Genomic DNA, 10799 nt, shown 5'->3' on the forward strand with positions numbered 1-10799 from the left:
TATTAGCAGAAAGAACACTTCAAATTGTAGTAGAAGCAAATATCCCACTTTGTCCACCAGCAGTAGAAATTAAAAGAGTGTTAAAAGATGTATTTTTACAACAATGTAAACTAGTACCTGTTGAATATGAACCAATTAATGAAACAGGGTATTTACGAGTAACAAGAGCAAAATTGTTTGTAGAAGGTTTTATTCGTAAAAATATTGAATATGCTGCTAAAGACTGCAATGGCGTGATTCATGATAAAATTGCAAAAGTTCGATTCTCTGGTTTTGCTGACTTAACTGCAAATGACTTTTCTTCTAACCCAATCATAGCTTTTTCTTCAGAAAATAAAGCTCGTTTTATTAATCCAAAAAACACTGATGTTCCTCGTCTAGACAAATTCTTCTTTGAAAATAATGTTTTCTATAATGAACAACCATTTTGTGAAATAATTAGTGCAGAATTTTATGAGCTTGACTTCTCACCATGTGATAATGATCATGATAAACATCATGAAGAATCATGTGGTAAACATCATGAAAAAGCATTTGACCACTTACGTGAAAAAATCGTTCTTGATCTTACTTTGAAAGTATTACAAACTCAACAAGTAAGAATTGGTGGAACAACTGGACAATCTAGCTGCTAATTAAAAATTCTCATTAATATTCTTAAATCAAGTCAGTTATTTTGCAACATTTCATGCACTAAAAAAAGGAGAATCCCATATTCCTTTTGGGATTCTCCTTTCTTATTTAAAGATTGCTCACACAAATGATCTGTACATCAATTCACTTTTAATATACAGATCATTTGTATGATAATTTTTATAAATAATTGCGGGATAAACAACTTACATAAATGCTTTTAAAAGCTCTTGTACGAATGGAATGATTCCACCTACAAATTTTAAAACTGCCATTGCGATTTCCATTTTACTTCCTCCTTTATTCTCATATTAAGATTTTGTGAATCCTTCTACCTTTATTATAGTAAGCGCTTACAAAAATAGCAATACTTTTTTATAATCTATGATTTTTAACAATTAAATAAAGAGAGTTGGTTATCTAAAAAGATAACCAACCCCTTATTTAATATTAAAGAATCTGCGTTAATTCTGTATTCAAAACTCGTTGTGCAGTAATAATAACACCCTGAGGAGTTACTCCATAAACACTGTATAAGCCACCGTTTTGATTAGGGACAATTTCAACTTCATATTGTTCTGCTTGTCCCAAAGTAGAGTGAACTAAACTTAGAATTACAAGAGCAGAAGCATTAGCAGCTACAGAAAAGTTTCTCTGTTCAATTAATGTTCTTGTACCATCAAGTCTAAAAGATCGAAGTACCCCAGTAAGTGTACCTCCAGTACGATTGAGGATTTTAACCTTAGCTCTATTTGCATTAGCAGGCTGATTTCCTACATTTTCAATTGGACCAGTAGTGAAAGGCATTTTAAAATTCACCTCCTACTAAATTAAATAATTAGTAATCTACAGATTACATTCTTATAATATTCAATACTTAATTAAAATGCTCTAAAACAATTAACCAATTTGTTTTAGAAATAAAAATTAGATTTACACAACCTATCAATTATTACTAGTAAACAAAAAATTCACTTCTTATCTTTTTTCAAATAAAAAGTGAACTTTTCTTTCTATTATTAAATTCTAATTTATTTACCAAATAGACGACTCCAAAAAAATCTCTTTTGTTCTGAAGCTACTATTAGACGCTTGCTATCTTGTATTTCTTTTAATACTTGCATTAATTGAGTATCTCTTTGTTCTTCTCTTATTATCCTTTGAGCATCATTTTCCTATAAAAATTTGCTTTGCTGATCTAACCTTTGAATCAATTCTAAATTAAGTTGTTCTAATCGTTCTATACGTTCTGTTAATGCTTTTATGTGTTCTGTATCTGCTACGCTATCTGTAGCAACAGTTGCTAAGTCTTTATGAAAAAAAACTCTCGAATTATTGTTACCCCGCTCAAAAGGATATCCGACTTCTTCCAGAGCAAAGCAATATTTACGCAAAGTACTTGAGCCAATACCTAAGTTCTTGGCTACCTCAGATCCCCAAAAAGTTTGAGCCATACTTGTCCTCCCTCTACTCTAAGCTGTTCTATAGTTACTACATAGTGTTTTCCTTTTTTAAAAAGGTAACACCTTCTTTTTAAAATTTAAAGAAAAGTTTTTATTAGTTTTTACATCTATCAATTTAATAATTTATACGAAATTTTATACAAAAAAAAAAGAAAATAACGAGGATTCCTGAAATCTCCGCTATATCAACAATGTATAAAATCCTGCAATAGAGGGTTTTCTATAGAAATTTAACATAGGTTAATAAACAAGCATTTTTCTTATTAAAACATAGAATAATATAACTCGTATTCGAAAAGGAGGTATAAAAAATGGGCTGTAGTAGCAACTGTTCGAAGCGTAGTAATGATTCTTGTAAATGTAAGCATGATAGTCATTCTTGTAAATCTAAATGTCATAGTAATTCTTGTAAATGTAAGAAAGATAAGTTCCGTAGATGTTGTTTTATTTGTTTTCATTGTGATCGCAAACACCAGTAAAATAGTTCAACATTTTTAGTTTTTGATGAGAAATTATATAAAAAGCTTATCCCCTTGTAAAGAAGGATGAGCCTTTTATATTTGTTATCAATAATAAGACATTATGTTAACCTCACATGTATGTTTATTCATATCCATTTTTCACAATTTAAAGATAAAGATTTTTATATACGAAGAAAATAAAATTCTACATAGAACTTCATTATGTGTTAACAACTGAACCAACTAGTCCAACCAAATCATCGGGTGATACCCCAATATAAATTGGTTGATACATATCTAGTCCCAAAAAAAATATATAAACATATTGTATTATAGTACAACTCTTTAACAAACACTCTAAAAAAGGAGCTATCTATATGCTTGAAGACAAATCTAAAGTTAATTACCCATATGAATTTACCGAAACTATAACAACACCAATTAAAAAACCAAATTATACAAAATTTAAAAATAGTACAGACACACAACCTCTTACTATTTCAAAACATTACGTTGAAAAACGTCTATACTCCGTAAGAATCGATACTCCTAAGAACAAATAATCAAAATTCATTAAGAAAACACGCCACACATGTATGTATAGCGTGTTTTCCTTGCTTTTGGGCAAGAGTGCTAGCCCCCAGGAACTTCGCGTTATATGGAATATAGGGCAAAAGAGAATCTTGAACGGATACATTAGCAGTTCGGCTCGTATAATTGCTTATCCAAGGCAGGACGGATATTGCTTGCTTTTGGTCTCTCGGCTTGGCACAATAGCACATGACCCGTTCCTTACGGAACTTTTAGATATATATATAGTGAGAAAGGAAAAATACAAAAACTCAATAATATCAAGGATTTAAAGATTCAAAAGATTATTTCCAAAACTCATACCATTTCTTATCTTTACTTGCTGCAATCATCTTCTTAACTTCCTGGACTTCCCTTATTGTTTTTATTAGCATTTCATCACGGCCCTGGTTCTTCGCCATGTCTTCGCTAGTATTCGTCGCTATAAGTACCTGGGATTCCTGTATCGTTTGTATAGCGCTCAATAACTCTGATTCTCTTTGTATAAATCTCTGGTCTTGCTCAGTTAATCGTTTGGTTAATTCCTGGAGCAAATCATTTTGTTTTTCAATGACTTCTTTTTGATCTTGAATCATCGTCTGTAGCGTTGTAGCGTTGAAATCCGGTTCTTCATAGCGCTCAACTTCATGTCGATCCAATGGCAATACTTCAACACCTTGATGCCATGATACAATTTGCTTTGTGGCATTTTCTAGTGTCATATCTGTGTCGTTCTTTAGGTTTATAACCTTACGGAATACCATTACATCACTTTCTCTATATTTCCTATGCCCACGCTCGTTTTTTATGAAAGTGTAACCCTCTTTTTCTAACACGTCTGCATACTTACGTAATGTAGATGATTGGATAGCTAATTGCTCCGCCACGTCACTAGGACTATAAAACGTCTTCATAGCGTTTCACCTCAAAAATATATTCGCTATAGCAATGATATACCCTTTTTCCTAATAATTCACGTATCACTTGTTTGTATTTTTAACTTCCATAATCTTCACAGGAGTAATGTATTTAGTTCATATTACAGCCCCAAGCTTAGGGACACATATCGATTTTAAAATTAGATACTCCTTACTTCTCAATAACAACATCAAAACCTTTTCAGTTTATACAAGATTTTATACAAAAAAGTAAAAACGAAAAATAGCGGGGATCCCTAGAATCTCCGCTATAACAACAATGTATAAAATCCTGCATATCGATTTTACATAGGAAAGAAGAAAGAACTTAATAAAAACAAGGATTCTCCTTTGTCCTTGCTACCGATAATGAGACGTTATGTTAACCGAATATGTATATTCTATTCATAAAATCTTTTCTTTTTTTTCCCTTTATAATTTTGAAATAGAATTTGATTAAAAATGCTCCACAATCTCAAGTTTTACGATAAATAAAAAGAATCCATTTTAAAAAATATTGATCAAAGTGGATTCTTCTCCAACAACTTTAAGTTTATTTTTTTATAAAAAAAGTTTAACTATCCCTATAGATTCTTATGGAACTAAAACACCCCATAAGTTAGATAATTACAAGAACCTTTGAATTTGCTTATAATGATGAAGATCATGTTCTATTAAGCCTAAAAAGTAACTATAGAGTGATACTTTGTTTTTTCCTAAAATTAAGTTCTGTGTCCATAACTCATCCGTTAAATCATTTATTGTATTAATCAACTTTTTCCTTACCATTATAAACTGATTAATTAGTTCCTCTTTTGTTTTAGATTTACTATCAATTGATGCTTGATAATTTATTAAATTAACATTTGGACTCTTTGGTAATTGAGTACCCTGAAATAAATAAGGAATACGCTGATTCAAAACAAATTCATCCCAAGGTATAAGGTGTCCAATTACTTCAGCAATAGTCCACTTATCTTTATCTATTTGCATCCTCCATTTCTCTTCAGATAAATGTCTTAAACTTCTTACCCAATCAATAGATTGTTCATAATGATTTATTATTTTCTTCTTTTTTTCATACAACTACATCAACTCCATTAATTTATCATTCAACTATTTATTACCTTTCAAAATTAATAATCTAAATTCCTCTTTGTACTACTCTTTTCCATGTATACCTTAAAAAAACGAAAATTTTTTTGATAAATAATTTAACGTTCTCGGTCATTGATAATATTTAACTTCCGAGAACGATCATTATGTAAATGAGCTGTCCATATGGATGACTTATTGTTTTTTACTTAGCGTGGTCTTGTGCTTGTCTTTTGGTCTGAAATTTGCTTTTTGGCTAGAGTGCTGGCTCGTCGTGTGGGGGCGAAACCCCACGTATTACGTATCTATTCTTTGAATAAGAACTATTTTAGAACGAATGATCTAAGCGGTTCGGCTCGTATACTTGCTAGTCCAAGTCGAGAACCATTGCTTTGCTTTTTGTCTGTCGGCTTGGCGAGCAAAGCACACGAGCCGAAAAAAGTTTTGCAAGGACAAAATCAAAAAGAAAAGGCGGTAGCCTTTAGGTGAGGATCAACGAACCGACTTTTTTATTTTAAGGGTGGAGATTTTTGAGTGTTCTTCTCAAAAATACAACCCGTTCCTTGCGGAACTTTTAGCTATATATAGAGAGTGAGAAAGGAAAAATACAAAAACTCAATAATATCAAGGGTTTAAAGGGGGTAGGGTGTGATCAAATGATCACACCTGTGTGATTAAATGATCACACCTAAAAAATGTAAAATAAGACAAAATAAAAAAAAGCAAGACTAAAAGTCAGGCTTTTTTTAAAATAAATAAACTGGTAATTTATGTTTTTTACTACTATCTTTAATTTTAAAATTACGAAGAGATCTTTTAAAAATATGTTGAGTTGCCTTGTCTACACCATCTTTGGGAGAACAACACATAACATTAGGATTCACAAACCATGTTCTAGAAGAGCAAATTCTTCCATCCTCAGTAGTCATTCCAGATTCAGCAACACCAAGTATACCTTTCTTTAATAAGGAATTCATAATCCTAGAAATATATTCTCTAGTATTTCCAAATTGTTCAGCTAAATAACTAGGAGTTGCTGCATTTGTTTCAACCTCTAACTCATTATCTACTCTTTCTATTATTACATTTGTCTTAAATTCAATATAAGGAGTAAGTTTAAACAAAAATGCTTCTTCTTTAGGTTGTAAGTAACCAATTTTATTTAAATAATTTATGTTATCCATAATTAATTGCACGAACTTCACCCCATCAGTTCGTTTTTTCTTTTTGCCTATAAAATAATCTTCACCAGTTGTACTATGTAAAATTTGCAACAATAATTGCTGTTGTTCGGAAGATAAACCCACATTTGCTTGTTCTAAAAAGCTTTCAATTTGATTTTCTCTTGATCTAGCTTTCTTTTCAGATTGCTCAAAATCAATAATTTTACTCATGAAAAAAATTCCTCTCCTTCTCTACTAGAAGGAGTCAACCCACTTATGTTAGAATATAGATACTTAAATAGTAAATAAGGGGTAACCCCTTCATAATTTTCCATAAAAAACCCCTAAGTTTGCCGACTCGCGGGGTTTTTTACTTTTTTCATACTTCGACAATATCACAGCATTTTCCTTTTGAAAACAAGTACACTTAAAAAATGGCTATTCAATAACTTTTCTCCCCTCTTATCTAACACAGTTGCTTTCATATGCCTCAGCACACCGTTTTAACGCTTCCTTTTTGGCTCCCCTATACTTTGGGTTATCTTTACATTCTCCAACCGCTACAACCAATTCTCATTGCTCATATGTCTTTGTATCTTTTTTTTATTTTGTCATAGTAACTTTTGATTATACTTATCTATCGTTTCTTGAAAGACATCCTTGTATACACTTCGGATGTCCTTTTGAACAAAGTAAATATTCTTGTCTAACCTGGTTGGATCGATGCCAGGATTTCCATGAATGTTTTCCCTATTATTATGGCTCAATGAACTTTGGTGAGATTGGTTAAATAAGATAGAGAACAACATAAAGTGCCACCACTTCCCCTAGATTAATTGATACCATAAGTCTAGCAAAGCGACGAAATGGAGTCAATTAACGTAACCCTATACGTATTTTGACGCTAACGCATCAAAATCGATAGGGGTCTGCGACGCTTTCCGGCTTTGCCGAGCCATGCATAGCATGGCAAAAACAAACCTTGGGCTTTGCCCAAACCCACTGGGGAAATCTTCCCCAGACCCCATAAAAAAACTCCCCCACCCCCCTCATTTTTGAGGGAGCTCCCTCGCCGGTAGGCAGGGTCAAACGGGTACCGTTTGACAACCACAAGAGGGTCTGGGTGTAGTAAGTATGTCAACTCCTTAATGCTCCCTCCGGTCCGCTTACCGTTGACAGACGCCATATATAACTCGTTTAATTACATTTATTTCATTCCACTTATTGGCGACTGAATACCTGATCCACACCACAACACTCGCATTTTCTGCCACTTAAACACTTTGTTTAATTTTTAGACATATTATATAAATGTTTATTTATTTTTAACTGAGGTGAATTATTATGATAAATCCTTACTATATTGGAAACAGACAAGCAGGCCCAGTCTTTTCACTCCATGCAGCTCAAGTAACAATCCATGCAATGCAACATGCAATGCAACATATGCCATACTATTATCATCCAGCTATACCTTATCATGGAACAATACAATATTATCCAGCTATAGAATATACATCTCAAAGTATATATCCTACTACTTTTACAACAATTCCATTTTATTAACATCCTCTTGTTTTTAGTATGTTCGGCTTGGCGACATGCCATCACTTGCCGAAATCCATTGATGAGTGGATTTCGGCAAGTACAATTGCTAGTCTAAGTCGTGCTACCTAAATCCTCGTTTTTGTTATTCTCGAAAGTAAACTTTTGTATATTTGTTTACATTCATATCCCCTAAAATATTGACTTCACAACAAATCTCCTGATATCATCAAAAACAAATAAAAAAGTATACATTCAAATCAAAGCAAAACCTCTGGTCCAATCACTCTTTCTACATAATTCATAAGTTAATGTAAAAGGGGGTAATCCTATAATAGCTTTACTACAATTAATTAGACCATCCGCATTTAGAGCTGTAAAAGCATTTAACCAGAATGTACTTACAACACAAATTCAACAGATTACGTATGAAACTAAACAATTTGATTTAAAAGATGAGTATAATATATCCGATTCAACCTTTATTCCTAAAAGAAAAGGAGTATATGCTATTACTGCAGGTGCAGCATTTCTTGCTAATATTCCTTTTGATAATCCTCGTACTACAACCATGTTAATACGTGTAAATGATATCGATATTGTTAAAGAAGATCACTATTTCGTGCCAAAATTAGTTAGACGACCTCATGCAGTAAGAATAAGTACTATTCTACAATTAAATAAAAGGGATAAAGTTCAAATATGGACAATTATTAGCGGAGGAAATATGACTATTTTGAATAACGAAGGAACACATTTTGAAGCAGCTAGATTTTCATCTCCATAAAATTTCATCAGTATAATCATAATTAACTAAGAATAATCTTTTTATTTTTAGTTATAAAAATAAAAAAAGAGCTTTTAAAAAAGCTCTTTTTTTCTATCTAATTATTCAATTCGAAGTGCTAAAATATCTCGACAATCTAAAACAATTACAGTTCCTGGTTCTGTTTCATTATCTACAAAAGTTGCACAAAAATTTTCTGGATTGAAATTAACAAAAATAACGTCTTCGATTGTATTCCCACTTAAAAAAATATCTACTTCTGTACCTAATTGTAAAACCGCTAACTGATCACATACGCATTTATCATGATCATTAAACATTTAAAAACATCCCCTTCTAGAAATATAGAATTCATTCTATTCTATGTTTAAATACAAGAAGAGCTTGTTTAATAGCCTATATTCCAAAGAGATAGTATTTTTGGTTGTGATATATTTTCATACATAGTTTTCTTCGGAGGTCGTGATTCCATAAAACATACTCCTCTCTCATTAAAATGTACTGCAATACCTGCATTATTGATTTATGTACCTATAAGGTAGGGTATATATAATTGCTTGTATCAATATAGGATACAAGCATGTTTGGCATGCAAATATAAAGAATAAAGAGAGAAATAACGATATATACTATATTCATGTAAGATTTACATAACACACTTATCAGCAGTCCATGTATCTAGAAACTTAGAAAAGTCCCTTCATCTTCTGAAGGGACTTTTCATTCACATAATCAGTGTGATTGGTAGTTAAGAAAATAAACTTATTTTATTATGTTGGAGATGAAAATCTAGTAGCTTCAAAATGTGTAGTTGCAGGATCTGAAACGATTTCACCAACTACAGAACTTTGCACAAATACCTGTACTTGATCTCCTGTATTTAACTGAATGTTAGTAGAAACAGATACATCATTGTCAAATGGGATTGTACTAAAGAAATCATTATCTCGGGCTACGTCAGTATTGTTTACTCTGATGGCTATTCGCACTCTATAAGGATTGGTGAAAGTAACAGGACTAAATTGAACACTTGCAATAATAGAATATATACCTTTTGTTTCTGGAATAAATGTGGAAGTAAAAGTACTATGTTCATTTATTAGATCATATTGTTCATTCGGATATAAAACTTGCACATCGGTGTCTGCAGGAACAGGTATAGATGCATTAGTAACATCCCTAACAGCCCTGAATGCTGATTGTGGTGTTGATCCTGAAGATCCCTGAATGGGAAGTGGAAACTCACAAGGATTGAAATGCAATCTATTTTTTGATGACATAAATAATCAAGCTCCTTTGTTTAAATTTAATATATTAAATGTAAAACGAGCTTGTTTTTCTTGTATACTTGTCTCTACTTGTCCAAAGGAAAGCAATACTATATATCGTATACATATAAAGTTTACATAGCCTATCATTATCGGTAGTATCCAAAAAAAGCTCGTTTATCTTGTTTCAAATAAAAAGCCAGCTTTTCTTTTTATCATTCAATTCTAATTTATTTACCAAACAGACGACTCCAAAGTGATTTCTTCTGTTCTGAAGCTGCTACGTCTTTATGAAAAAAATTCTACAATTATTGTTGCCGCGATCAAAAGGTTACCCGGCTTCCTCCAGAGCAAGGCAATATTTACACAAAGTACTTGAGCCAATCCCCAAGTTCTTGGCTACCTCAGATCCCCAATAAGTTTGAGCTATAGTTACATTTTCTATAAGTTACTCTTCACTTCACGATACAATTGTTCCTTCTACCCCCATAACAAGAAAAGGAACCTATTAGTAGGTTCCTTTTCTTGTTATGGGAGATTTATTTAATTATATATAAGTGTAAAACAAGTGTCCGACGCTCGTTCCACACTATAATATATGCTGTCCTATTCAATATAGTGCAATCAATTTTAAGTATCTAATTTAGTTTTTCTTATTTCAAAATGAGAAAAGTAACTATTATACAAGCCCGCACACAAATAGATATATTAAATATCATATTAAAGTAGAAATGAAAACACTCAAAAAACAAAAATAAATGGAGGTTTTTTAATTGAGTGAAAACAAACACGATCACAATAAAGATTGTAAGGTTAAAGCAGAAACACAAATTCCGTTCAGTGATACTCCAGCAACGCCTGTTCTTACAAGAAATCCAATAGTTAAAATTCCAGTTG

At 32.0% G+C, this 10799-nt stretch carries 9 protein-coding genes and 4 pseudogenes; 4 read left to right on the top strand and 9 right to left on the bottom strand.

The features are described from left to right. The coding region (locus MHH71_RS30250; protein ID WP_340725703.1) for a CsxC family protein at window positions 1–635 on the top strand (635 nt) is incomplete at its 5' end. Window positions 636–1083: 448 nt separating this feature from the next. Here the strand turns inward: MHH71_RS30250 and MHH71_RS30255 are convergent. Beyond that, a complete protein-coding gene (locus MHH71_RS30255) occupies window positions 1084–1440 on the bottom strand; it encodes a hypothetical protein (protein ID WP_006096968.1) in 357 nt (118 codons plus the stop codon). 224 nt (window positions 1441–1664) lie between these two features. Then, window positions 1665–2087 (bottom strand): annotated as a pseudogene (locus MHH71_RS30260) (DUF3967 domain-containing protein). Window positions 2088–2934: 847 nt separating this feature from the next. Here MHH71_RS30260 and MHH71_RS30265 point away from each other — a divergent pair. Next, window positions 2935–3120 carry a hypothetical protein gene (locus tag MHH71_RS30265; protein WP_018783725.1) on the top strand — a complete coding sequence of 62 codons (186 nt, stop codon included), beginning with the start codon at window positions 2935–2937 and terminating at the stop codon, window positions 3118–3120. 312 nt (window positions 3121–3432) lie between these two features. On the opposite strand, the gene MHH71_RS30270 is transcribed toward MHH71_RS30265, so the two are convergent. The 4 genes and pseudogenes from MHH71_RS30270 to MHH71_RS30285 all read right to left on the bottom strand — a co-directional run. Continuing rightward, entirely contained in the window at window positions 3433–4041 is a 609-nt protein-coding gene (locus MHH71_RS30270; protein WP_018783726.1) for a DUF3967 domain-containing protein, read from the bottom strand. Between the two features lie 630 nt (window positions 4042–4671). Continuing rightward, on the bottom strand, window positions 4672–5130 hold the full coding sequence (locus MHH71_RS30275) for a DinB family protein (protein ID WP_006096971.1): 459 nt from the start codon (window positions 5128–5130) through the stop codon (window positions 4672–4674). Window positions 5131–5885: 755 nt separating this feature from the next. Further along, the gene (locus MHH71_RS30280; protein ID WP_006096963.1) at window positions 5886–6533 is read right to left on the bottom strand and encodes a hypothetical protein; all 648 of its coding nucleotides are present in this window, start codon (window positions 6531–6533) and stop codon (window positions 5886–5888) included. Window positions 6534–6782: 249 nt separating this feature from the next. After that, a pseudogene (locus MHH71_RS30285) lies at window positions 6783–7111 on the bottom strand (plasmid recombination protein); the annotation flags it as partial. Between the two features lie 535 nt (window positions 7112–7646). Here MHH71_RS30285 and MHH71_RS30290 point away from each other — a divergent pair. Next, window positions 7647–7868, top strand: a complete 222-nt coding sequence (locus MHH71_RS30290; protein ID WP_078212137.1) for a hypothetical protein — start codon at window positions 7647–7649, stop codon at window positions 7866–7868. 867 nt (window positions 7869–8735) lie between these two features. On the opposite strand, the gene MHH71_RS30295 is transcribed toward MHH71_RS30290, so the two are convergent. The 3 genes and pseudogenes from MHH71_RS30295 to MHH71_RS30760 all read right to left on the bottom strand — a co-directional run. Further along, window positions 8736–8954: a hypothetical protein gene (locus tag MHH71_RS30295; RefSeq protein ID WP_003209791.1), complete on the bottom strand. Its 219-nt coding sequence runs from the start codon at window positions 8952–8954 to the stop codon at window positions 8736–8738. Window positions 8955–9404: 450 nt separating this feature from the next. After that, on the bottom strand, window positions 9405–9914 hold the full coding sequence (locus MHH71_RS30300; RefSeq protein ID WP_006096966.1) for a hypothetical protein: 510 nt from the start codon (window positions 9912–9914) through the stop codon (window positions 9405–9407). A 254-nt stretch (window positions 9915–10168) separates the two neighbouring features. Next, window positions 10169–10332, bottom strand: a pseudogene (locus tag MHH71_RS30760) (DUF3967 domain-containing protein); the annotation flags it as partial. Window positions 10333–10675: 343 nt separating this feature from the next. On the opposite strand from MHH71_RS30760, the pseudogene MHH71_RS30305 reads away from it, so the two are divergent. Next, window positions 10676–10799 (top strand): annotated as a pseudogene (locus MHH71_RS30305) (CsxC family protein); the annotation flags it as partial.

The sequence above is a fragment of the Bacillus sp. FSL H8-0534 genome (assembly GCF_038005885.1).
GTDB lineage: Bacteria > Bacillota > Bacilli > Bacillales > Bacillaceae_G > Bacillus_A > Bacillus_A pseudomycoides.